22 protein-coding genes are annotated in these 23,460 nt (G+C 68.9%); 17 read left to right on the top strand and 5 right to left on the bottom strand.

What is annotated here, in order from left to right; genetic code table 11:
- Positions 1 to 45: 45 nt before the first annotated feature.
- Both P5P27_RS10710 and P5P27_RS10705 read right to left on the bottom strand, forming a co-directional pair.
- Complete coding sequence (locus tag P5P27_RS10710) at positions 46 to 792, bottom strand: DoxX family protein (RefSeq protein ID WP_278123905.1); 747 nt, start codon at positions 790 to 792, stop codon at positions 46 to 48.
- A gap of 114 nt (positions 793 to 906) precedes the next feature.
- Positions 907 to 1,605, bottom strand: a complete 699-nt coding sequence (locus P5P27_RS10705) for an MBL fold metallo-hydrolase (protein WP_006895456.1) — start codon at positions 1,603 to 1,605, stop codon at positions 907 to 909.
- A gap of 106 nt (positions 1,606 to 1,711) precedes the next feature.
- Between P5P27_RS10705 and uvrA the strand changes: the two genes are divergently transcribed.
- Together uvrA and P5P27_RS10695 are read left to right on the top strand one after the other, a co-directional pair.
- The gene (gene uvrA / locus P5P27_RS10700) at positions 1,712 to 4,570 is read left to right on the top strand and encodes an excinuclease ABC subunit UvrA (protein WP_278123902.1); all 2,859 of its coding nucleotides are present in this window, start codon (positions 1,712 to 1,714) and stop codon (positions 4,568 to 4,570) included.
- Positions 4,567 to 5,355 carry a class I SAM-dependent methyltransferase gene (locus tag P5P27_RS10695; protein ID WP_278123901.1) on the top strand — a complete coding sequence of 263 codons (789 nt, stop codon included), beginning with the start codon at positions 4,567 to 4,569 and terminating at the stop codon, positions 5,353 to 5,355. The genes uvrA and P5P27_RS10695 overlap by 4 nt, the downstream gene beginning before the upstream one ends.
- Here the strand turns inward: P5P27_RS10695 and P5P27_RS10690 are convergent.
- Both P5P27_RS10690 and P5P27_RS10685 read right to left on the bottom strand, forming a co-directional pair.
- Positions 5,352 to 5,642 (bottom strand): hypothetical protein, encoded by a 291-nt coding sequence (locus P5P27_RS10690; RefSeq protein WP_006895459.1) that lies wholly within the window; start codon positions 5,640 to 5,642, stop codon positions 5,352 to 5,354. The two genes, P5P27_RS10695 and P5P27_RS10690, sit on opposite strands and share 4 nt — an antisense overlap.
- A gap of 72 nt (positions 5,643 to 5,714) precedes the next feature.
- The gene (locus P5P27_RS10685; protein WP_278123898.1) at positions 5,715 to 6,131 is read right to left on the bottom strand and encodes a DUF1844 domain-containing protein; all 417 of its coding nucleotides are present in this window, start codon (positions 6,129 to 6,131) and stop codon (positions 5,715 to 5,717) included.
- 218 nt (positions 6,132 to 6,349) lie between these two features.
- Between P5P27_RS10685 and infC the strand changes: the two genes are divergently transcribed.
- The 6 genes from infC (at position 6,350) to P5P27_RS10655 (ending at position 9,808) form a co-directional block, all read left to right on the top strand.
- Entirely contained in the window at positions 6,350 to 6,922 is a 573-nt protein-coding gene (gene infC / locus P5P27_RS10680) for a translation initiation factor IF-3 (RefSeq protein ID WP_006895461.1), read from the top strand.
- A gap of 84 nt (positions 6,923 to 7,006) precedes the next feature.
- On the top strand, positions 7,007 to 7,201 hold the full coding sequence (gene rpmI, locus P5P27_RS10675) for a 50S ribosomal protein L35 (RefSeq protein ID WP_006895462.1): 195 nt from the start codon (positions 7,007 to 7,009) through the stop codon (positions 7,199 to 7,201).
- Between the two features lie 34 nt (positions 7,202 to 7,235).
- The gene (rplT, locus tag P5P27_RS10670) at positions 7,236 to 7,616 is read left to right on the top strand and encodes a 50S ribosomal protein L20 (protein ID WP_006895463.1); all 381 of its coding nucleotides are present in this window, start codon (positions 7,236 to 7,238) and stop codon (positions 7,614 to 7,616) included.
- Positions 7,617 to 7,627: 11 nt separating this feature from the next.
- Positions 7,628 to 8,455: a TrmH family RNA methyltransferase gene (locus P5P27_RS10665; RefSeq protein ID WP_411815887.1), complete on the top strand. Its 828-nt coding sequence runs from the start codon at positions 7,628 to 7,630 to the stop codon at positions 8,453 to 8,455.
- Between the two features lie 71 nt (positions 8,456 to 8,526).
- Positions 8,527 to 8,880, top strand: coding sequence for a gamma-glutamylcyclotransferase family protein (locus P5P27_RS10660; protein ID WP_278123892.1), 354 nt, complete (start codon positions 8,527 to 8,529; stop codon positions 8,878 to 8,880).
- Between the two features lie 73 nt (positions 8,881 to 8,953).
- Positions 8,954 to 9,808, top strand: a complete 855-nt coding sequence (locus P5P27_RS10655; RefSeq protein ID WP_006895466.1) for an ABC transporter ATP-binding protein — start codon at positions 8,954 to 8,956, stop codon at positions 9,806 to 9,808.
- On the opposite strand, the gene P5P27_RS10650 is transcribed toward P5P27_RS10655, so the two are convergent.
- Complete coding sequence (locus P5P27_RS10650) at positions 9,809 to 12,172, bottom strand: protein kinase domain-containing protein (RefSeq protein ID WP_278123890.1); 2,364 nt, start codon at positions 12,170 to 12,172, stop codon at positions 9,809 to 9,811. It abuts the gene before it with no gap.
- Positions 12,173 to 12,413: 241 nt separating this feature from the next.
- Between P5P27_RS10650 and pheS the strand changes: the two genes are divergently transcribed.
- The 9 genes from pheS (at position 12,414) to argH (ending at position 23,444) form a co-directional block, all read left to right on the top strand.
- Positions 12,414 to 13,466, top strand: a complete 1,053-nt coding sequence (gene pheS, locus P5P27_RS10645; protein WP_006895468.1) for a phenylalanine--tRNA ligase subunit alpha — start codon at positions 12,414 to 12,416, stop codon at positions 13,464 to 13,466.
- A gap of 42 nt (positions 13,467 to 13,508) precedes the next feature.
- A complete protein-coding gene (gene pheT / locus P5P27_RS10640) occupies positions 13,509 to 15,986 on the top strand; it encodes a phenylalanine--tRNA ligase subunit beta (RefSeq protein WP_278123887.1) in 2,478 nt (825 codons plus the stop codon).
- Between the two features lie 51 nt (positions 15,987 to 16,037).
- Entirely contained in the window at positions 16,038 to 17,075 is a 1,038-nt protein-coding gene (argC, locus tag P5P27_RS10635) for an N-acetyl-gamma-glutamyl-phosphate reductase (protein WP_006895470.1), read from the top strand.
- A 98-nt stretch (positions 17,076 to 17,173) separates the two neighbouring features.
- Positions 17,174 to 18,361, top strand: coding sequence for a bifunctional glutamate N-acetyltransferase/amino-acid acetyltransferase ArgJ (gene argJ / locus P5P27_RS10630; RefSeq protein ID WP_231875753.1), 1,188 nt, complete (start codon positions 17,174 to 17,176; stop codon positions 18,359 to 18,361).
- Positions 18,358 to 19,278 carry an acetylglutamate kinase gene (argB, locus tag P5P27_RS10625; RefSeq protein ID WP_278123884.1) on the top strand — a complete coding sequence of 307 codons (921 nt, stop codon included), beginning with the start codon at positions 18,358 to 18,360 and terminating at the stop codon, positions 19,276 to 19,278. The genes argJ and argB overlap by 4 nt, the downstream gene beginning before the upstream one ends.
- Entirely contained in the window at positions 19,275 to 20,465 is a 1,191-nt protein-coding gene (locus tag P5P27_RS10620) for an acetylornithine transaminase (protein WP_278123882.1), read from the top strand. The genes argB and P5P27_RS10620 overlap by 4 nt, the downstream gene beginning before the upstream one ends.
- Before the next feature lies 1 nt (position 20,466).
- Entirely contained in the window at positions 20,467 to 21,396 is a 930-nt protein-coding gene (gene argF, locus P5P27_RS10615; protein ID WP_045539029.1) for an ornithine carbamoyltransferase, read from the top strand.
- Positions 21,396 to 21,932, top strand: a complete 537-nt coding sequence (locus P5P27_RS10610) for an arginine repressor (protein ID WP_278123880.1) — start codon at positions 21,396 to 21,398, stop codon at positions 21,930 to 21,932. The genes argF and P5P27_RS10610 overlap by 1 nt, the downstream gene beginning before the upstream one ends.
- Before the next feature lie 63 nt (positions 21,933 to 21,995).
- A complete protein-coding gene (gene argH / locus P5P27_RS10605; protein WP_278123878.1) occupies positions 21,996 to 23,444 on the top strand; it encodes an argininosuccinate lyase in 1,449 nt (482 codons plus the stop codon).
- Positions 23,445 to 23,460: the final 16 nt, after the last annotated feature.

The raw sequence follows: 23,460 nt of genomic DNA, 5'->3' as shown, positions 1-23,460 counted from the left end.
ACAGTCGTTCCATGTTACCGGGATCTGCCCAGAAGGGGCCGGGAGTCAGCTCGCGAGCTGGCGGCGCCACCGGCGGGCGCGGACAGCGGTCTCCTCGCCGACCCTCGTGGCGACGTCGCGTGCGTGTTCGGCGAACTCGGGTGCGCGATCGACGATCTCCTGGGTGGTGTCGGCGAGCTGCGCGCGGGCGGTGCCCGCGAGCTGTGAGGCGCGGTCCCGGATCTCGTCCACGGGCACGCGGTCTACCACTTCCTGCGCGCGTTCGGCCGCATCGTGCGCGAGCGCACTCGCGCGGTCGGTGAACCGTTCCGGTTCCACCTCGGCCGCGGCGTGCAGCGGCTTCGCAGCCCGGTCCGCCAGCTGGTGTGCCTGCACCTGCGCCTGCTCGAGCGTCCGCCGGGCGCGCCAGCCCAGGGACGGGCGTCCTTCGGTGTCGGCGGCGGCGATCAGGACTCCGCCGAGCAGTCCCACATCCTTCACGAACAACGACTGCTTCAGCGCACGCCGGGACGGGTCCGTCTCGTTCCAGAAGTCGCTGGCCAGGACCATGGTCGGAACGATGGTTCCGGCGAGGACGGACGACGCCAGCCGCGGTGCGCGGCCGGTGGCGAGGGCGACTCCCGCGGCGATCTGTACGGCTCCGGCGACCTGAACGACGGTCTCGGCGCGAACCGTGGAATCGACCAGCGGCTCGGATGCCTGGGCGCGGCGCGACGGTGAGGTGAGCGCGTCGGCGCCGGAGGCGATGAACGCGGTGCCGAGCAGAGGTCGTGCGATCTTGCGTAACAGCATGGTCGTCCTTTCATCGGGGGACTGTGATCCGGACGCCCGGCCGGCCCGATCCTCGATGCGGTCGGCAGTGGCCGAGCGACGTCCCTCCTCCGAGGCTACCGATCCGGGCCCGGCTCACCAGCCGCGTTCGCGCCACTCGCTCAGATGCGGACGCTCGGCGCCGAGAGTGGTGTCCTTGCCGTGCCCGGGGTAGACGACGGTGTCGTCCCCGAATCGGTCGAAGAGTTTCTCGGTGACGCCGTCGAGCAGGATCTCGAAGTCGCCAGGCTGCCAGGTCTTGCCCACGCCGCCCGGGAACAGGGTGTCGCCGGTGAACAGGTGCACGCGTCCGGAGCGTTCGGTGAGGACCAGCGTGACGGATCCGGCGGTGTGGCCGCTGATGGCGATCACCTCGAGCGACAGGTCTCCGACCTCGATGGTCTCGCCTCCGGTCAGCGTGCGGTCGGGGTCGAGCGGGAGCTCGTCGGCGTCGGCCTCCCCGACGACGATCGGCACCTGAAGCACCCGATGGACCTCCTCGAGGCCCTGCCAGTGGTCGAAGTGTCCGTGCGTGGTGAGGATCTGCGTCACCTCACCGGGGAGCGCGTCGAGCAGCGCGAGGATGGTCTCCGGATCGTTCGCCGCATCGATCAGCAGGCTCTTCCCGGTCGCGGAGTCGGTGACGATGTAGACGTTGTTGTCCATCGGTCCCACCGACATCTTGACGATCGTCGCGTTGTCGAGCGCCCGCCGCTGCGCATGCGCGCCGTGGTGATCGGGATCGGGGGACACGTTGCCCGTGTAGTCGTCGGTCAGTTCTACCTCGATGCTCATATTCCCAGGTTAACGTCCTCGGCCGTGATGCCCAGCCGGAATTGTCGGAGGGTCCGCGTACGCTTGCAGCCGGATAATTCTGCGACGTGAACGTAAGGAACTTTCTGTGGTTGATCGCCTGATCGTCCGGGGTGCACGGGAGCACAATCTGCGCGGGATCGATGTCGACCTGCCGCGCGATTCGCTGATCGTGTTCACCGGCCTGTCCGGTTCCGGGAAGTCGTCGCTCGCGTTCGACACGATCTTCGCCGAGGGGCAGCGACGCTATGTCGAGTCCCTGTCGGCGTATGCGCGGCAGTTCCTCGGGCAGATGGACAAGCCCGACGTCGACTTCATCGAGGGGCTCTCGCCCGCGGTGTCGATCGATCAGAAGTCGACCAACCGGAACCCGCGCTCGACGGTCGGCACCATCACCGAGGTCTACGACTACCTGCGGTTGCTCTACGCGCGCGCCGGTACCGCGCACTGTCCGGTGTGCGGCGAGAAGATCGCCCGCCAGACGCCGCAGCAGATCGTCGATCAGGTGCTGGCGATGGCCGAGGGCGTGCGCTTTCAGGTCCTCGCCCCCGTGGTGCGCAGCCGCAAGGGCGAGTTCGTGGATCTGTTCGCCGAACTGCAGGTCCAGGGTTTCGCGCGCGCGATGGTCGACGGAGCCGTTCACCAGCTGTCGGATCCGCCGAAGCTCAAGAAGCAGGAGAAGCACGACATCGACGTGGTGGTCGACCGCCTGGTCGTGAAGCCGTCGGCCCGCCAGCGTCTGACCGACTCGGTGGAGACGGCGCTGCGGCTGGCGGACGGCATCGTGGTGCTGGACTTCGTGGACGTCGATGAATCCGACCCGAACCGGCAGCGGCGCTTCTCGGAGCGGATGGCCTGCCCGAACTCCCACCCGATCGCGATCGACGATCTCGAGCCGCGCGCGTTCTCGTTCAACTCGCCGTTCGGCGCCTGTCCCGAGTGCGACGGTCTGGGTGTCCGCAAGGAGGTCGACGAATCGCTCGTGGTGCCGGATCCCGACCTCACCCTGCGGGAGGGTGCGATCGCCCCCTGGTCGACCGGTCACAACGCCGACTACTTCCTCCGGCTGATCGAGGGTCTGGGCGACCAGATGGGGTTCGACGTCGACACCCCGTGGGAGTCGTTGCCGCGTACCGCGCGCAAAGCACTGCTGAACGGCTCCGATCATCAGGTCCATGTGAAGTTCCGCAACCGGTATGGACGGACGCGGTCGTACTACACCGAGTTCGAGGGCGTCATGGCGTTCCTGTCGCGGCGTGCGGAGACCACCGAGTCCGAGCAGATGAAGGACCGCTACGAGGGCTATATGCGCGACGTGCCGTGCCCGGCCTGCAACGGCGCCCGGCTGCGGCCGGAGATCCTGGCGGTCACGCTCGACCACCCGGTGTACGGTCCCAAGTCGATCGCCGACGTCACGTCGCTGTCGGTCGCCGAGTGCGCCGACTACCTGAACGGTCTGGAACTCGGCGAGCGCGAGGCCGCCATCGCCGGACGGGTCCTCAAGGAAGTGCAGGCGCGCATCACGTTCCTGCTCGATGTCGGCCTCGAGTACCTCTCGCTCTCGCGGGCGGCGGGTTCGCTCTCCGGCGGCGAGGCTCAGCGCATCCGCCTCGCGACGCAGATCGGAGCCGGGCTCGCGGGAGTGCTGTACGTGCTCGACGAACCGTCAATCGGTCTGCACCAGCGGGACAACCGGCGGCTGATCGACACTCTCGTCCGGCTGCGCGACCTGGGCAACACGCTGATCGTCGTCGAGCACGACGAGGACACCATCCGGGCCGCCGACTGGATCGTCGACATCGGCCCGCGTGCGGGCGAGCACGGTGGGCGAGTGGTGCACAGCGGCAGCTACCCGGACCTGCTGGCGAATCCGGAGTCGATCACCGGCGCGTATCTGTCCGGCCGCGAGGTGCTGCCGGTTCCGTCGATCCGGCGTCCGATCGACAAGAAGCGCATGCTGACCGTCGTGGGTGCCAGCGAGAACAACCTCAAGAACATCGACGTGTCGTTCCCGCTGGGGGTCCTGACCGCGGTCACCGGCGTCTCGGGGTCGGGCAAGTCGACCCTCGTGAACGACATCCTCGCCACGGTGCTCGCGAACAAGCTGAACGGCGCGCGGCAGGTGCCCGGCCATCACAAGCGGATCAAGGGACTCGACCACCTCGACAAGCTGGTCCAGGTGGACCAGTCGCCGATCGGCCGCACACCGCGGTCGAATCCGGCCACGTACACGGGCGTCTTCGACAAGATCCGGACGCTGTTCGCGGCGACCACCGAGGCGAAGGTGCGCGGCTACCAGCCCGGTCGGTTCTCGTTCAACGTGAAGGGCGGCCGGTGCGAGGCGTGCATGGGCGAGGGCACCATCAAGATCGAGATGAACTTCCTGCCCGACGTCTATGTGCCCTGCGAGGTGTGCCACGGCGCGCGGTACAACCGCGAGACGCTCGAGGTGCACTACAAGGGCAAGACGATCGCCGAGGTCCTCGACATGCCGATCGAGGAGGCCGCGGACTTCTTCGAGCCGGTCACCTCGATCCACCGGTATCTCAAGACGCTGGTCGACGTGGGTCTCGGGTACGTGAGGCTCGGTCAGCCCGCACCCACCCTGTCCGGAGGCGAGGCGCAGCGGGTGAAGCTGGCGGCCGAACTCCAGAAGCGGTCGACCGGCCGCACGGTGTACATCCTCGACGAGCCGACCACCGGCCTGCACTTCGAGGACATCCGCAAGCTGCTGCTGGTGATCAACGGGCTCGTCGACAAGGGCAACACGGTCATTGTCATCGAGCACAACCTCGACGTGATCAAGACCGCCGACTGGATCATCGACATGGGACCCGAGGGCGGCAGCGGCGGCGGCACCGTGGTCGCCGAGGGCACACCCGAGCAGGTGGCAGAGGTTGCCCGGAGCCACACCGGCGCCTTCATCAGGGAGTTGCTCGCGCCGTGACCTCGGCCGGCGGAGACGACTGGCTGACCACGCGATTGCGTGCGGCGGGCTGCGTGTTCGCCGAAGAGGAGGCCGCGATTCTCCGCCGCTGGGCGGACGGCGAGGCAGAACTCGAGCAGTGGGCGCGGCGGCGGGCCGCAGGTGAGCCGCTGGAGCACGTCGTCGGACACGTCGAGTTCGCCGGTCTGGAACTGGCCGTCGGGCCGGGAGCCTTCGTGCCACGACAGCGGTCGCGGCTGCTGGCGCGGGTAGCCGTCGACCTGCTCGGAGCCCGGCCCGCGCCGGTGTTCGTCGAGGCGTTCTGCGGAGTCGCGCCGATCGCGTCGTACGTCGCGGCCCGGTGCCGGTCCGCGCAGGTGGCCGCGACCGACGCGGATCCGGTTGCGGTCGGGTTCGCTTCCCGCAATCTCCTCTCGGGCGCGGTGTACCGGGGCGCGGGGCTGTCGGGACTGCCTGCGGAGCTGCGCCGGGAGATCGACGTGATCGCGGCGGTCCCGCCGTACGTGCCGGCCCAGGCGCTGGAGCTGCTTCCGCATGAGGCCACCGATCACGAGCCGCGCTCGGCGCTGATCGGCGGGGGCGACGACGGTCTGGGGCACGCGTCGGATCTGCTGCGCGAGGCGACCGAGTGGTTGGCGCCGGGGGGCGCTGTCGCGATCGAGATGAACGCCCGACAGGCGCCCGCGGCCGATGAGACCGCTCGCGCTGTCGGCCTGCGCCCGCGGGTGGTGTCCGGCGAGGACGGGCAGACGGTGGTCGTGGTGGCGGCCGGGCCGCGGCGTTAGAGCCCCATCGACCGCCGGAGCTCCTCGAGCTTCTTCTTGGCGGCTTCTTCACGTTTCGCCATCGCGTCGTCGAGCGCTTCGGCCTCCGCCGACATCTCCGACAGCTCTTGGCTCCCGATGGCCGTCGCAGTGCGTTGCTCGATCTTGTCGCGGACGTGATCGAAGGTCGGCACACCCGCCGGCGTGTATCCGGTGACGTCTTCGTACGAGGGTGCTTGTACCGGCGGCGCGGAGTCGGGCGGCACGATTTCGGCGTCGAGGGGTTCGTCGTCGCCGGAGTGAGTCATCGCTCCAGCCTACGCCGGACGTCTGCGACCCGGACGCCTCCGACTCGGACGTCTACGACCCGGGCGCCGTGATCAGCCCTTGACCGGTCCGGTGTACTTCTCGCCGGGCCCCTCGCCGGGAGCGTCGGGGTACGACGACGCCTCGCGGAATGCGAGTTGCAGCGCCTTGAGCCCGTCCTGGATCGGCTTGCGATGCAGGCCGAGATCAGGGGCGGCGGCGGTGACGAGGCCGGCCAGTGCGTTGATCAGCGCGCGGGCGTCGGGCAGATCCTTGAACTCCTCGTCTCCGCCCGCATCGGGGCCGATCTTCTCGGCCGCGGCGCTCATCAGCATGATCGCCGCGCGGGTGGTGACCTCGACTGCGGGAATAGTGGCGAGCTCGCGAACGTTGTCCTGGTTCGCGTCGTCTCCGCCGACACCTCCCGGGGCGACGTGGACGTTCGCGTCGTCGGAGGAGGTGTCGCCGGTCGAATAGGAGTTATCGTTCACGCCTGTTAGACTGTCACAGCATGACCGCCTCGGTTCGCGCCGGGGTAGCAAGAGGATTCTTCGAGTCCCACCGTGCGACGCTGTCCCAGACGCGCAGTTTCACGGTTCCGGTCACACCATCGCCAGTCGATGAACCGAGGTCACTCGGCTCTCGGCGGGCATTATGGTGTTCTCGGCCTCGAATCTCCTCACGCTTGCCAGTCGTATTGGCCGGCCACATGGAAAACATTGATCGAGGAGGCCACATCAGCACTGAAACCCGCATCAACGAGCGCATCCGCGTCCCCGAGGTCCGTCTCGTCGGACCCGGCGGTGAGCAGGTGGGCATTGTGCGTGTTGAAGATGCGCTTCGCCTGGCTTACGAAGCCGACTTGGACCTGGTGGAGGTTGCGCCCGACGCGCGCCCGCCGGTGTGCAAGATCATGGACTACGGCAAGTTCAAGTACGAGGCGGCGCAGAAGAAGCGCGAGTCCCGCCGTAACCAGCAGATGACCGTCATCAAGGAGCAGAAGCTCCGCCCGAAGATCGACGACCACGATTACGAGACCAAGAAGGGTCACGTCATCCGGTTCCTCGAAGCGGGTTCGAAGGTGAAGGTGACGATCATGTTCCGCGGTCGCGAGCAGTCCCGCCCCGAGTTGGGCTACCGCTTGCTGCAGCGCTTGGGAGACGACGTCGCGGAGTACGGCTTCGTCGAGACCTCGGCCAAGCAGGACGGACGCAATATGACCATGGTCCTCGCCCCGCATAAGGGCGCGAAGACCAGGGCCAAGGCCCAGCAGGGATCCTGAACCCACCACACTGAAGTAGCAGTGGACCCGAACCGCCCGGATCGCTCCGGGCGGGACTCGGGTCCGCCCGAATGAAGGAAACCAATGCCGAAGAGCAAGACGCACAAGGGCACCGCGAAGCGATTCAAGGTGACCGGCAGCGGCAAGATCGTCCGTCAGAAGGCAGGCAAGCGCCACCTCCTGGAGCACAAGTCCTCGCGCGTCACGCGTCGCCTGGACGGCATCACCGTGGTGAGCGAGAACGATGCCCCGCGCATCAAGCGCCTGCTGAACCGCTGACTTTCCGCTTAAGACTTTAGAAGGACACTGACTAATGGCACGTGTGAAAAGGGCTGTCAACGCCCAGAAGAAGCGCCGCTCCGTTCTCGAGGCGTCGAAGGGCTACCGCGGACAGCGGTCGCGCCTGTACCGCAAGGCCAAGGAGCAGCAGCTCCACTCGCTGACCTACGCGTACCGGGACCGCAAGGCGCGCAAGGGTGATTTCCGCAAGCTCTGGATCACCCGCATCAACGCGGCGGCTCGTGCGAACGACATCACCTACAACCGCTTCATCCAGGGCCTCAAGCTCGCCGGCGTCGAGGTGGACCGCAAGGTGCTCGCCGACATCGCCGTCACCGACCCGGCCGCGTTCACCGGTCTGGTCGAGGTGGCTCGTGCCGCGCTGCCCGCGGACGTCAACGCTCCCGCTGCCTGATCTCCGCTGAGATCGCAGTGACGCGTTCTGGACCCGCGACGGATGTTCTCACCGAACGTTCGTCGCGGGTCGTTTCGTTGGCGAAGCTGCATCGCGCGTCGGTGCGCCGGAGCGAGGGCCGATTCCTCGTCGAGGGATTCAATGCCGTCGATGCGGCGCTGAGCACCGGCCGTGCGTTGCAGGTACTGGTGCGCGACGACGACGCCGATCGGCACGCCGATCTGGTCCACCGTGCGCTCGACGCGGGCGTTCGTGTGCAGCGCCTCTCACACCGCGCGGCGGACAAACTGTCCGAGACGTCGACGGCGCCCGGGATCTTCGCGGTGTGCGAGTTGCTGACGGCGGCGCTCGGCGACGTCCTCGCGCGCTCACCGAAGCTTCTGGTGATCGCGGTCGAGCCGCGCGAGCCGGGAAACCTCGGCACCCTGACTCGGTGTGCGGACGCCATGGGGGCCGACGCGGTGGTCCTGCTGGGGGAGTCCGTCGACCCGCACAACGGCAAGAGCGTCCGGGCGGGTGCGGGGAGTCTCTTCCACATCCCGACCGTCCGCGAACCGGATGTCGCGAGCGCACTGGCAGCCGTCGCCGCGGCGGGCATCACGACGCTGGCGACGGAGATGGACGGCGAGCTGAGCCTCGACGACGCCGACGAGGTCCTCGCCCGGCCGCACGCGTGGCTGTTCGGGAACGAGGCCCACGGACTGCCCGGGCAGGTGCTCGACGGCGCCGACCACCGCGTCCGGATTCCGCTGCGCGGGCGCGCGGAGAGCCTCAACCTCGCCGCCGCGAGCGCGATCTGCCTGTACGCCAGCTCCCGCGTGCAGAACCGCGGACGCTGATCTGTTGGCCTTCCCAGGGGTCCTGGCCGGGTGAGGTTCTCCGGAAATCCTTGCGGCAGTACGATTCCGGAATGCACGTCCTCTTCAGCTACGGCACCTTGACGGATCCCGCGGTGCAGGAGGGCGTCTTCGGCGCCCGGATGCCGACGGAGCCCGACACCCTGCCGGGCTTCGAGATCGGCACGGTGACGATCACCGATCCCGAGGTCGTCGCATTGAGCGGTACCGCGACTCACCTGATTCTGCGGCCGGGGGCACCCGAGGCGGAAGTGCCCGGCGCCCGGCTGGAACTCGACGACGCCGGTCTGCGTGCGGCGGACGAGTACGAGGTCGACGACTATCGTCGCGTCGAGGTGACGCTGAGCTCCGGCATCCGTGCGTGGGTGTATCTGGCACACGAGGACGCGGCAGTCTTGGAGGGATAGGCTTCACTCACCTAAGTTAGGTGAGGCTACTATCGGAGTCGATGGTGCGGAAACCTAATCGAAGGGATGTGAGGTGTCAGTTTCTCCGGAGGTCGCCGACCGAACCGACGCCGTGATCGCAGGCTCCGCCGAACCGCGGCTGTCGGCCGAGCGGCTGTCGGTCGGATACGACGGCACGACGATCATCGACGGCCTCGACGTGACGATCCCGACCGGCCGGGTCACCACCATCGTCGGTCCCAACGGCTGTGGCAAATCGACTCTGCTGCGCACGCTCTCGCGGCTGCTGTCGCCGTCGGCGGGAGTGGTGATCCTCGACGGAAAGGACATCGCGACGCAGAAGCCGAAGCAGGTGGCGCGCACCCTCGGTCTGCTCCCGCAGAACCCGATCGCGCCCGACGGCCTCACCGTCGCCGATCTCGTCTCCCGCGGCAGGCACCCGCATCAGTCCTGGTATCGGCAGTGGTCGCGGGAGGATGAGGTCGCCGTCGCCGAGGCGATGGAACTGACCTCGACCACCGAACTGGCCGACCGCGCCGTCGACTCCCTGTCCGGCGGTCAGCGCCAGCGCGTGTGGATCGCTATGACGCTGGCGCAGCAGACCGATCTGGTGCTGCTGGACGAGCCGACCACCTACCTGGATCTGGCGCACGCCGTCGACGTCCTCGATCTGGTCGACGAACTGCGCACCGAGCACGGCAAGACGGTGGTCATGGTGCTGCACGATCTGAATCTAGCGGCCCGCTACAGCGATTCGCTCGTGGTCATGCGCTCGGGCGAGATCGTCGCCGAGGGATCGCCGAACGACGTGCTGACCCCGGAACTGCTCGCGGCGGCCTTCGGTCTCGAATCACAGATCGTCACCGATCCGATCGGCGGCACACCGATGGTGGTGCCGATCGGCCGGCGCGGCAGGCATGCCGGCTGATCACGCAGCGAGCTTCACCTCGTGCGGCGTGGTGATCTGATCCTCCGTACGCGTCGCGTCGCCCTGCTGTCCGGTCTTGTTGAGACCCCAGCAGTACTGACTCGAACCCGTGACCGCACACGTCACGCTGTACGAGGTGACGACCTGGCGGACGTCGCTCACGCCTGACACGTGCTGGGGGCTGTACTGCTGTGAGGTGGACCCGTCACCGACCTGACCGTAGAGGTTGTTGCCCCAGCAGCTGACGTCGCCGTCCGTCACCGCGCAGAACGTTCCGATGTCGACGGAGATCCCGCTGACGCCCGTGAGACCCTCCACCTTCGCCGGCGAGCTCTTCTTGGCCTCGGAGTCCTTGCCGAGCTGCTGATTCTTGTTGCTGCCCCAGCAGTACGGAGCGCCCTCGGCGATGGCGCAGGTGTTCCAGAACGGGGTGTTGTCGATGGTGCCGCCACCGACGGACACCGCGGACACGTCTTTGAGAGAGGTGACCTTGGTGGGGGTGCTGTGATCGTCGGTGCTTCCGTCGCCCAGCTGGCCGTCCCAGTTGCGCCCCCAGCAGTACAACTCGTCGGATGCGACGGCGCAGACCGACCCGGCCCGTGAGGACACCGCCGTGACGTTCGAGAGTCCGGCCACCTTCGTGGGAGTCTTCAGACTGTCGGTGGTCGACCCACTGCCCAGCTGCCCTCCCGAGTAGAAGCCCCAGCAGTACAGGTCGCCGTCGGAGACCGCGCACGTCGAGGAGTTGGACGTCGAGACCGTGGTCACCTTGCCCAGCCCGGGCACCTTGAAGGGGGTGGTCTTCTTGCTCATCGTTCCGGCGTCGCCGGCCTGCCAGAAGAGGTTGTCTCCCCAGCAGTACAGCGATTCGTCCGCGACCGCGCAGGTGGTGACCGCGGAGTTCGATCCCGTGGAGTCGAAGGCGCCCATCGAGACCGCGGTGACGTTCGAGAGCCCGGCCACCTTGGTCGGCGTCTTGCGTTCGGATGTGGTGCCGTCTCCCAGCTGGCCGCTGGAGTTGTCGCCCCAGCAGTAGAGGCTGCCGGAGCCGATCATGCACTCGCTGCCGTACGCCCCGGCGATCTGCGGGGTCGCGTAGACCTCGGCGGCGGGCTCGTCGGACGACGGCCACCACAGAGGCGAGGTCGCGGCCACTGCGACGACGGCGACCGCGGCGACGGCGGCCACGATCCAGCCGATACGCCGCCGCTTCTTCGGCGGCTGCGGCGGTGGTCCCGCGAATCCGTAGGGGCCGGGTCCCGCCTGCTGTCCGCCGGGGAAGGGGCCGGGTCCCGAGAACTGCTGTCCCGGGTAGGGCTGGCCCGGGTAGTGCGGTGCCGCCTGGTAGGGCGCCTGTCCGGAGTACTGCGGGGCGGGCTGGGGGCCGCTGTCGCCGTACGGCATCGGCGCCTGGCCGTGATGCTGCGGTCCCGGCCACGGGGTCGGCGCGGGCGTGGGAGCCGGTGTCGGTGCGGGTGCCGGGGTGGGTCCGCTCGGACCGGGCGGCGCCACCGGCGCCACCATCGTGTGCTGTCCGGCTGCGGTCTGGCGCAGAGCCGCGTCGAGCGCGGCGGCGAAGCCGCGGCAGTCGGGGAATCGCGCTGCGGGATCCTTCGCCATCGCGCGGATCAGGACGGGGGTGAGCGCGTCGAGGTCGGGACGCACCGCGCCGAGCGGAGGCGGCGGCTGCTGCACGTGGGCCATCATCAGCGCCGTCGGGTTCTCGGCGGCGAAGGGCGGCCGCCCGGCCAGGAGCTCGTACGCGGTGCACGCGAGTGAGTACTGGTCCGACGCAGGTCCGGCGTGGGCGCCGCCGATCACCTCGGGAGCCGTGTAGGCGACAGTGCCGATGATGGAGTTCACCGCCGTCAGCTGCGGCGAATCGGCGAGCTTGGCGATGCCGAAGTCGAGAAGGACCGCCCGGTGCAGGGAGCCGTCCGACGACCGCGTGACCACGATGTTCGCGGGCTTGATGTCCCGGTGCACCACTGACCGCGAATGGGCGTAGTCGAGTCCGTCTGCCACCTGCACGATCGCCTGGACCACCTCGGCGGGAGTCAGCCGCGCCGAGGCGAGATTGGGTCCGTCGATGAAACTCATCGTGAACCACGGCTGGTCGTCGGCGATCCCGTAATTGTGAATCGTGACGATCGACGGATGATCGAGTGCCGCCATCGTCCGCGCCTCATTGCTGAAACGCTGCTGGAAATCGGGGTTCGACGCCCCTCCGACGGAGATCACCTTCATCGCCTCGCGGCGGCTGAGTTGTTCGTTCTCGACGACGTAGACGTCGCCCATGCCACCCGAACCCAGCAGTTCGACCACGCGATAACCGGCGATGGTCGTTCCCGGCGCTTTCGACAACTGGCTGCCTTCCTCTGCTCGGCCCCCAACAGTGCGACCTGCTGAAATCGATGTGTTGATGACGGTAGACCATGGGCGGACCGATACGCGCGACACCGTCTCCCGAGCGAACGACGACGTCGACGCCGGGGCGGGCCCGCGACGGCGGCCGACGGCGGCCTGAGGGGAGGGGCGCGGGTCGTTTCGACTACCCTTGACCCGAGTTCTTTCAGGCCTCTACGCAATAGGAGATGCGAGCCCGGTGGCTGACGATTCTGCTGTCAACGAATTCCCGACCAGCGCCGAGCTGGACGCGGCCGTCGCGGACGCCGTCGCCGCGTTCGACGCCGCCGGCGATCTGGAGGCGTTGGCCAAGGCCAAAGCCGCGTACTTCGGTGACCGGTCGCCCATCGCTCTCGCGCGACGGGCACTGGCCACGCTGCCGAAGGATCAGCGGTCGACGGCGGGCAAGCTCGTCAATGAGGTCCGCGGCAGGGTCCAGGCGGCACTCGACGCCCGCACCGAGACGTTGACCGCCGAACGCGACGCCGCGGTACTGGTCGCCGAGACCATCGACGTCACGCTTCCATCGGGCCGCCGCAGCCGCGGTGCCCGTCATCCGATCACGGTGATCGGCGACCAGATCGCCGACGTCTTCGTCGGCATGGGCTGGGAGATCGCCGAGGGCCCCGAGGTGGAGACCGAGCACCACAACTTCGACGCTCTCAACTTCCTGCCCGACCACCCGGCGCGCTCGATGCAGGACACGTTCTACATCGCGCCCGAGGGATCGCGGCAGGTGCTGCGCACCCACACCTCGCCGGTGCAGGTCCGCTCGATGCTCAGCCGCGAAGTGCCGATCTACGTCGCCTGCCCCGGCCGCACCTTCCGGACCGACGAACTCGATGCGACCCACACCCCGGTCTTCCACCAGATCGAAGGGCTGGCCGTCGACAAGGGCCTGACGATGGCCAATCTGCGCGGCACGCTCGAGGTGCTGGCGAAGGCGCTCTTCGGTCCCGAGACCACCACTCGGATGCGCGCCAGCTACTTCCCCTTCACCGAACCCTCCGCCGAGGTCGACGTGTGGTTCCCGGGAAAGAAGGGCGGCGCCGGATGGGTGGAGTGGGGCGGTTGCGGCATGGTGAACCCGAACGTCCTCCGGTCCAGCGGCATCGACCCGGACGTGTACACCGGTTTCGCCTTCGGAATGGGACTCGAGCGGACCCTCCAGTTCCGAAACGACCTGCCCGACATGCGCGACATGGTCGAAGGCGACGTGCGCTTCACCCTCCCGTTCGGTCCGGCCCTCTAGCAGAATCTTCGCAGCGATCACACGAAAGTAGTTGGTGAACAAGTGCGTCTCCCACAGTCCTGGCTGACCGAGGTCCTCCGCGAAGGCTCCCCGGATTGGACCGCCTCGACCGAGGAGATCGACGCGGGTTTCGTACGCGTCGGTTTCGAGATCGAGGACATCGAGCCCTTCCCGGAGATCACCGGTCCGCTCGTCATCGGCCGTGTCGAGGCCATCGAGGAGCTCACCGAGTTCAAGAAGCCGATCCGCTTCTGCCAGGTGGCGGTCGGGGAGGAGGCGCCTCGCGACATCGTCTGCGGTGCACGCAATTTCACTGTCGGCGACCTGGTGGTCGTGGCGTTGCCCGGCGTAGTGCTGCCGGGCGACTTCGCGATCGCCACGCGCAAGACGTACGGCAAGACCTCCGACGGGATGATCTGCTCGGTCACCGAACTCGGGATCGGGAACGACCACTCCGGCATCCTGGTGCTCGCACCGGGGACCGCGGAGCCCGGTGCCGACGCCCGCGAGGTCCTCGGCCTGGCCGACACGGCGATCGAGGTCAACGTCACGCCCGACCGCGGCTACGCCTTCTCCATGCGCGGACTCGGCCGCGAGTTGGCCAGTGCTTTCGAAGTGCCCTACGTCGATCACGGTCTGGCCGGGGAGCCGCTGGCGGCCGATGTCGATCGGGAGTCATGGCCGGTCGCGATCGACGCCGACAGTGACGCCACCCGCTACACCGCCCGCGTCGTCACCGGTGTCGACGCCACGGCGTCGTCGCCGTGGTGGATCGCCAAACGACTGATGGTGGCGGGTATCCGGCCGATCTCCGCGATCGTCGATGTCACGAACTACGTGATGATCGAACTGGGTCAGCCACTGCACGCCTTCGACGCGGACAAGATCCGCGGCACGGTCAGCGTCCGCTCCGCACGAGCGGGGGAGACCCTCGAGACCCTCGACGGCGTCACGCGCCAGCTGGACCCCGAGGATGTGGTGATCGCCGACGACTCCGGCCCGATCGCCCTCGCGGGGGTGATGGGTGGAGCCGCGACCGAGGTCTCCGACGAGACCACGAACATCCTTCTCGAGTCGGCCAACTTCGACCAGGTGCGGGTGTTCCGTACGGGCAAGCGCCACAAGCTGTCGTCGGAGGCGGCGAAGCGCTACGAACGGCTCGTGGATCCGGAGATCACCGCGGTGGCCTCCGACCGGGCCGCCGCGCTGATCGCCGAACTGGCGGGCGGCCGCGTCGCCGGTCCGCTGTCGGACGTCCGTACCGCGACCGTTCCCTCCGCCGCCATCCAGATCGACCCGGGACTTCCCGATGCGACCGCCGGTGTCGAGTATCCGGCTGGGACCACCGCCGCGCGTCTGCGCGAGGTGGGATGCGTCGTCGACGGTGACTCGCCGTTGCTGGTGACCCCGCCGTCGTGGCGACCCGACCTGCGCCAGCGTGCCGATCTCGTCGAGGAGGTACTGCGACTCGAGGGTCTCGAGGACATCCCGGCCGTGGTGCCGCGAGCCACCGGTGGTCGCGGGCTGAGCCCCGCTCAGCGCCGTCGCCGTGCCATCGGCGTCGGCCTGGCCACCGATGGGTACGTCGAAGTCCTGCCTTACCCGTTCCTTCCCGCAGACGTCTTCGATACATGGGGTCTGCCCGCCGACGACGTCCGCCGCCGGACCGTCTCCGTGCTCAATCCGCTCGAGTCCGACCGGCCGGAGCTGAACACCACTCTGCTGCCCGGACTGATGGAGATGGCGGCGCGCAACATCGCCCGCGGCCGCCGTGATCTCGCGCTGTACACGATCGGTCAGGTCGTCATCGGCGGTCAGCAGGGACCGACCGTGCCCCCGCTGGATGTGACGCGCCGGCCCACCGAGGCCGAGCAGACGGCGCTCGACGCATCCCTGCCCGAACAGCCCTTGCACGTGGCCGCCCTGCTCACCGGACTGCGCGAGCCGGCGGGGCCGCTCGGGCCGGGCCGCACCGCGGACGCCTACGACGCGTTCGAGGCGGCTCGGCAGATCGGCCGGGCCGCGGGGGTGGAGCTCGAACTCGTGGCCGACGACCATCAGCCGTGGCACCCCGGCCGCTGCGCTCGGCTCGAGGTCGACGGCGTCGTCGTCGGTCATGCCGGGGAACTGCATCCGGCGGTGCTGGAACGCACCGGTCTGCCCGCGCGGCTGTGCGCGGTGGAGATCGACGTGGACGCGCTGCCGCTGCGCCAGAACCTGCCGTCGCCGAAGGTGTCGCCGTTCCCCGCCGTGCTGCAGGATGTGAACGTCGTGGTGGCCGAGGACGTGGCCGCCCAGGACGTGCAGGATGCGCTGGTCGCCGGCGCGGGAGAACTGCTCGAATCCATCTCGCTCTTCGACGTCTACGTCGGTGCTCAAGTCGGCGAAGGCAACAAGTCCCTGACCTTCGCGCTCACCTTCCGCGCCGCCGACCGCACGCTCACCGAGGATGAGGGGACGGAGGCCAAGATGGCTGCGGTAGCGCATGCGGGCGAGGTCGTGGGCGCCCGCTTGCGCTGACGCGGAGGACGACTAGGTGAATTATTTTGCGCTGTAGTGCATAATGATTTCATGACTATCAAGGTTGCTGTCGCCGGTGCGAGCGGCTATGCGGGCGGTGAGATCCTCCGACTGCTGTGCGGGCATCCGCGCCTGGGTTCGGGTGAACTGGAGATCGGCGCACTGACGGCGGGCGGAAACGCCGGCACGCGGCTGGGTGAGCATCACCGCCACCTGTTCCCGCTCGCCGACCGCGTGCTCGAGGAGACGACGCCGGAGGTTCTGGCGGGCCACGACGTGGTCTTCCTCGGGCTGCCGCACGGACAGTCGGCTGCGATCGCCGATGCCCTGCCTCCCAGCACCCTGATCGTCGACTGCGGCGCCGACTTCCGGCTCGAGGACCCCTCGGAGTGGACGGCCTATTACGGCGGTGACCACGCGGGCACCTGGCCGTACGGCATGCCGGAACTGCCGGGCAACCGGGACGTGATCGCCGGAGCGAGCCGGATCGCGGTGCCCGGGTGCTATCCGACGGTGTCGATTCTGACTCTGCTGCCCGCGTTGGCCGCGGGCCTGGTGGAACCGGCGGTCACCATCGTCGCGATGTCGGGCACCTCGGGTGCCGGCCGGGCGCCGAAGGTGAATCTGCTGGCGTCCGAGGTGATCGGATCGGTCCGCGCTTACGGTGTCGGCGGTGTGCACCGGCACACTCCGGAGATCACGCAGGCTCTTTCGCGGGCAGCATCGCTCCCGGTGTCGGTCTCCTTCACTCCGGTGCTGGTGCCCACGTCGCGAGGCATCCTCGCGACGTGCACCGCGCGCACCGACGCGTCGATCGATGATTTCCGGTCGGCCTATGAGAAGGCATACGAGAACGAGGCCTTCGTGCATCTCCTGCCGCAGGGAGAGTTCCCCGAGACCGGGTCCGTGGTCGGAACCAACATGGTCTCGATCGGTCTGTCCGTCGACGAGCGGTCCGGCACCTTCGTCGCCGTCGGCGCCGTCGACAACCTGACCAAGGGCACCGGCGGTGCGGCCGTCCAGTCGATGAACCTGGCCCTGGGTTGGGGCGAAGGCGAGGGCCTGGCGACCGTGGGAGTGGCACCGTGACCGAAGCAGAGACAGGCTCGAACAGCGTGAAGGACCCGACCGTGACAGACACCCAGACCGTCCCCGTGCCGGACATCGATCTCCTGGTCGGCTCGCGGATGACCCGCCGCCAGGGCGTCACGGCGCCGCTGGGCTTCCGGGCGGCGGGAATCGCGGCGGGGATCAAGGCCAACGGGAAGCCCGACCTCGCGCTGGTGTTCAACGAGGGCCCCGACCTGGCGGCGTCGGCGGTGTTCACTCGCAATCAGGTCAAGGCCGCACCGGTGCTGTGGTCGCAGAAGGTGATCGAGAACCGGTCTCTGCGCGCCGTGATCCTCAATTCCGGTGGAGCGAACGCATGTACCGGGCCCGAGGGCTTTCAGGACACGCACGCCACCGCGGAAGCGGTCGCGTCGACGCTGTCGAGCTGGGGTACCGAGACCGGGCCCGTCGAGGTGGCCGTCTGCTCGACCGGCCTGATCGGCGAGCGGCTGCCGATGGACAAGGTGCTCGCCGGAGTCACCGAGATCGTGCACGAGATGGGCGGCGGACTCGAAGGCGGGACCGACGCCGCCTACGCGATCATGACCACCGACACCGTCCCGAAGCAGGTGGCCTTGCACCACACCGGCGGCTGGAACGTCGGCGGCATGGCGAAGGGTGCGGGCATGCTCGCCCCGTCGCTCGCGACCATGCTGGTGGTGCTGACCACCGACGCCAAGGTGAGCGCGGAGTCGGTCGACCTCGCGCTGCGCCGCGCCACCGCGCGCACCTTCGACCGTCTCGACGTCGACGGCTCCATCTCCACCAACGACACGGTTCTCCTGCTCTCGTCGGGTGCCAGCCAGATCGAGGTCTCCCAGGCCGAGCTCGACGCCGCGGTCTTCGCCGTGTGCGACGATCTGGCCGGTCAGCTGCAGAACGACGCCGAGGGCGTCACCAAGCGGATCGCGATCACCGTGACCGGCGCGGCGACCGAGGACGACGCGCTGGTGATCGCGCGGTCGGTGGCGCGCGACTCGCTCGTCAAGACCGCGCTCTTCGGCTCCGATCCGAACTGGGGCCGCGTCCTCGCCGCCATCGGCGCCGCGCCCGTGACCATCGATCCCGATCGGATCACGGTGTCGTTCAACGGTTCTCCGATCTGCCGCAACGGCACCGGAGTACCCGGGGCCCGCGATGTCGACCTCTCCGGCGATCGCATCGAGGTCGTCGCCGACCTCGGCCTCGGGGACGCCGAGGCGACCATCCGCACCACCGACCTGTCGCACGCTTACGTGGAAGAGAATTCGGCCTACTCGTCATGACGAACACTGACACCTCACCGCTGAGCACCGCCACACCGCTGCAGAAGGCCTGCGTCATCGCCGAATCGCTGCCCGCGCTGCAGGCGCTCCACGGCAAGCGCGTCGTCGTCAAGTACGGCGGAAACGCGATGGTCGACGCCGACCTGAAGACGGCGTTCGCCGCCGACATGGTCCTCCTGCGCGCGTGCGGCATCCATCCGGTGGTGGTGCACGGCGGAGGTCCGCAGATCTCCGCGATGCTCGCACGCCTCGGTCTCGAAGGCGAGTTCCGCGGCGGCTTCCGCGTCACCACGCCCGAGGTCATGGACGTCGTCCGGATGGTCCTGTTCGGCCAGGTGGGCCGTGAACTCGTCGGCCTGATCAACGCGCACGGACCGTACGCCGTCGGCATCACCGGCGAGGACGCCCACCTGTTCACGGCGACGCGCCGGACGGTGATGGTCGACGGAGAGCCCACCGACATCGGGCTGGTCGGCGACATCGCGGCGGTCAACACCTCCGCGGTCGACGACCTGATCGCGGCCGGCCGGATCCCGGTGATCTCGACCATCGCGCCGGATGCCGACGGCCAGGTGCACAACATCAACGCCGACACCGCCGCGGGCGCCGTCGCTGCAGCGCTCGGTGCCGAGCATCTGGTGATGTTGACCGATGTGGAGGGTCTCTACACCGACTGGCCGGACCGCTCGTCGCTGGTCTCGACGATCACCGCGGGTGAGGTCGCGACACTCCTGCCCTCCCTCGACTCCGGCATGGTGCCGAAGATGGAGGCCTGCATGCGCGCCGTTCGGGAGGGGATCGGCGCCGCACACGTCATCGACGGCCGTGAAGCGCATTCCGTGCTGGCCGCCCTGCTCACCGCGTCGACCTCGGGAACCACCGTCGTCGCCGACGATCCCGATGGAGGACGGCAGTGACCGCACCCCTGCAGCAGCGGTGGTCCGCTGCGCTGATGAACAACTACGGCACCCCGCCGGTCGCGCTGGTGCGCGGCGACGGCGCGGTCGTGTACGACGCCGACGGCCGGGAGTACCTCGACCTGCTCGGCGGCATCGCGGTGAACGCGCTCGGCCATGCGAACCCGGTCATCGTCGAGGCGGTGACCGCTCAACTCTCGACTCTCGGCCACGTGTCGAATCTGTACATCTCGCAGCCGGTCGTGGAACTGGGCGAGCGGCTCTGCGCGGCCGTCGGCCACGGGGCCCGCGCCTTCCTGTGCAATTCCGGCACGGAGGCCAACGAGGCGGCCTTCAAGCTCGCCCGCAGGACCGGCAGACCGCAGATCATCGCGGCCGAGGGGGGATTTCACGGCCGCACCATGGGTGCGCTCGCGATGACCGGGCAGCCGGCCAAGCGCGCCCCCTTCGAACCGATGCCCGCCGGCGTCGACTTCGTTCCCTACGGCGATGCGCAGGCGCTCCGTGCCGCCGTGTCCGAGCGGACCGCAGCGGTGATCCTGGAGCCGATCCAAGGCGAGAACGGCGTGGTGGTCCCGCCCCCGGACTACCTCGCTCAGGCACGGGCGATCACCGCCGAGCACGGTGCGCTGCTGATGCTCGACGAGGTACAGACCGGTATCGGCCGCACGGGCTGGATGTTCGCGCACCAGCGCGCGGGAATCGTGCCCGACGTGATGACCCTCGCCAAGGGCCTGGGCGGCGGCATGCCGATCGGCGCCGTGGTGGCGACGGGGCCGGCGGCGGCGCTGTTCGAGCCCGGCCAGCACGGCACCACCTTCGGAGGCAATCCCGCGTGCGCCGCCGCCGCGCTCGCCGTCCTGCGTTACATCGACGACCACGACCTCCTCTCGCACGTCGAGCGCGTCGGGAAATCGCTCGCCGACGGCATCGAGGAGCTCGGCCATCCGCAGATCGCGGGTGTGCGCGGCGACGGTCTGCTTCTCGGCGTCGTGCTGAACTCCGGCATCTCGGCGAGCGTCGAGAAGTCCGCGCGGGCGGCCGGGTACCTGATCAACGCACCCGCGCCCGACGTGCTGCGGCTGGCGCCTCCGCTCATCCTCACCGACGAGCAGGCGGCCGGATTCGTCGCCGACCTGCCGGACATCCTCGACGCTGCGATCGACGCACAGAATGGGAATGCGTGACATGACAGAGAACACTCGGCACTTCTTGCGCGACGACGATCTGACACCCGCCGAACAGGCGGAGGTGCTCGAGCTGGCGGCGCGGATGAAGCGCGACCGCTTCGGGTTCCGTCCGCTGGAGGGCCCTCGCGCTGTCGGAGTCATCTTCGACAAGAACTCCACGCGGACCCGGTTCTCCTTCGAGGTCGGCATCAGCCAGCTCGGCGGGCACGCCGTCGTGGTCGACGGCGCGAACACGCAGATGGGCCGTGACGAGTCGTTCGCAGACACCGGCCGGGTGCTGTCGCGGTTCGTCGACGCGATCGTGTGGCGTACTTTCGGTCAGGACCGCCTCGAGGCGGTGGCGGAGTACGCGACCGTTCCGGTCGTCAACGCTCTGTCCGACAGCTTCCACCCGTGCCAGGTGCTCGCCGATCTGCAGACCATAATCGAGCGGAAGGGTCGGGCCGCGGGCCTGACACTGACCTACTTCGGAGACGCCGCCAACAACATGGCGCATTCCCTGATGCTCGGCGGCGTCACCGCGGGCATGCATGTCCGGGTCAGCGGACCGACGGCCTTCCAACCGGATCCGGCCGTGGTCGAAGCGGCGCGGCGGCGCGCGGCCGAGACCGGCGGCAGCGTCGAACTGATCGGCGACCCGATCGCTGCGGCCACCGGCGCCGACGTCCTCGTCACCGACACGTGGGTCTCGATGGGGCATGAGGGCGACGGGCTCGATCGGGTCGGTCCCTTCCGTCCATACCAGATCAACTCGGAGCTGCTCGGGTACGCCGCGGACGAGGCGATCGTGCTGCACTGCCTGCCCGCGCACCGGGGCGAGGAGATCACCGACGAGGTGATCGACGGTCCGGCGAGCGTCGTCTTCGACGAGGCGGAGAATCGCCTGCACGCCCAGAAGGCGTTGCTGGCCTGGTTGATGGACCGCTAGTGGACCGCGCGGACCCCGACCGAACCGCTGCCCGCCGGGCCGAGTCGGCGAGGCTCGCCGCCACGCGGGCCGGCCGGCACGCCCGGATCGTCGAGATCCTGGCGGCCGAACAGATCCGGAGCCAGGGCGAACTGCAGCAGAAGCTGGCCGAGTTGGGGATCGAGGCCACCCAGGCGACGCTGTCGCGCGATCTCGACGAACTCGGCGCGGTGAAGCTGCGCGCCGCCGACGGCGGCGCGGGGGTCTACACCGTCCCCGAGGACGGCAGTCCGGTCCGCGGCGTGTCCGGCGGAACCGACCGGGTCTCGCGACTGGTGTCCGAACTGCTGGTGTCGACCGACTCGTCCGGCGACGTCGCGGTGCTCCGCACCCCGCCCGGCGCCGCCGGTTATCTCGCCAGCGCGCTCGACCGCGCGCGACTGCCCGGAGTCGTCGGCACCATCGCCGGCGACGACACCATCTTCGTCCTGGCCCGACGGCCGCTCACGGGCGCCGATCTGGCCGCGCGGATCGAGGGACTGGTCTCCAGATCGTAGGCTGAGCGAACGCGCTCACCGACCACCGAACCGAAACACACCCACGCGAGGAGTACTGCCCTCATGTCGACATCCGACACCACATCGTCCGAGAACAGCCACGAGGGCACCAACGAGGGGGCTCTGTGGGGCGGCCGGTTCGCCGACGGCCCGGCCGCGGCGATGGCCGCGCTGAGCAAGTCGACGCATTTCGACTGGGCGTTGGCCCCGTACGACATCCAGGCGTCGAAGGCGCACGCCCGCGTCCTCGCGACGGCGGGTCTGCTGACGGACTCGGACGCCGAGGCCATGCAGGCCGGGCTCGATCGTCTGGCCGCGGACGTCGCCGCGGGCGTGTTCGTGCCCGCCGAGTCGGACGAAGACGTACACGGCGCGCTCGAACGCGGGCTGATCGAACGGGTGGGCCCCGAACTCGGTGGCAGGCTGCGCGCGGGCCGGTCCCGCAACGACCAAGTCGCGACCCTGTTCCGGATGTGGCTGCGGGCAGCGATGCGGCGGGTGGGCGCGGGCGTGCTCGACCTCGCGCAGGCGCTCGTCGACCAGGCCGCCGCCAACCCGGGTGTGGTGATGCCGGGTAAGACGCACCTGCAGGCGGCCCAGCCGGTGCTCCTCGGCCATACTCTCCTCGCGCACGCCCAGCCCCTGCTGCGCGACGTCGCGCGTCTGGTGGACGCCGATCGGCGTGTCGCCGTCTCGCCCTACGGGTCGGGTGCGCTCGCCGGCTCGTCGCTCGGGCTGAACCCGGAGGCTATCGCCGCCGACCTCGGCTTCGCCAGTGCGGCCGAGAACTCCATCGACGCGACCAGCTCCCGCGACTTCGCCGCCGAGGCGGCCTTCGTCTTCGCGATGGTCGCGGTCGACATGTCCCGCCTGGGGGAGGACGTGATCCTCTGGAGCACCCCGGAGTTCGGCTATGTGACGTTGGCCGACGCGTGGTCGACGGGCAGCTCGATCATGCCGCAGAAGAAGAATCCCGACGTCGCCGAGTTGGCACGCGGCAAGGCCGGTCGAGTGATCGGCAACCTCACCGGTCTGCTCTCCACGCTGAAGGCCCAGCCGTTGGCGTACAACCGCGACTTGCAGGAGGACAAGGAACCGGTCTTCGACTCCGTCGCGCAGTTGGAACTGCTGCTGCCGGCGATGGCGGGACTCGTCGGCACCCTGACCTTCCATCCGGAGCGGATGGCCGAACTCGCGCCGGCCGGTTTCACCCTCGCGACCGATATCGCGGAATGGCTTGTCCGCCAAGGTGTTCCCTTCCGGGTCGCGCATGAGGTGGCGGGCGCCTGCGTCCGTGAGGCCGAGAGCCGCGGGGTCGGACTCGACGAACTCGACGATGAGACGATGGCCCGCATCAATCCGGCGCTGACGCCGCAGGTGCGCGAGGTGCTGACGGTCTCGGGCTCGATCGAGTCACGCAATGCCTTCGGCGGTACCGCCTCGTCGCAGGTCGAGCGCCAGATCTCGGTGGCCAACACCACGATCGCCGACCTCCGGACGGCGCTCGCCTGACTCCGGCGCGGCGTGT

Origin of the sequence: Gordonia sihwensis, from assembly GCF_029632925.1 — a bacterium.
In the GTDB taxonomy this organism is placed as follows: Bacteria; Actinomycetota; Actinomycetes; order Mycobacteriales; family Mycobacteriaceae; genus Gordonia; species Gordonia sihwensis.
The sequence above is the reverse complement of the archived record's forward strand: the minus strand, read 5'-3'. Positions and strand labels throughout refer to the sequence as shown.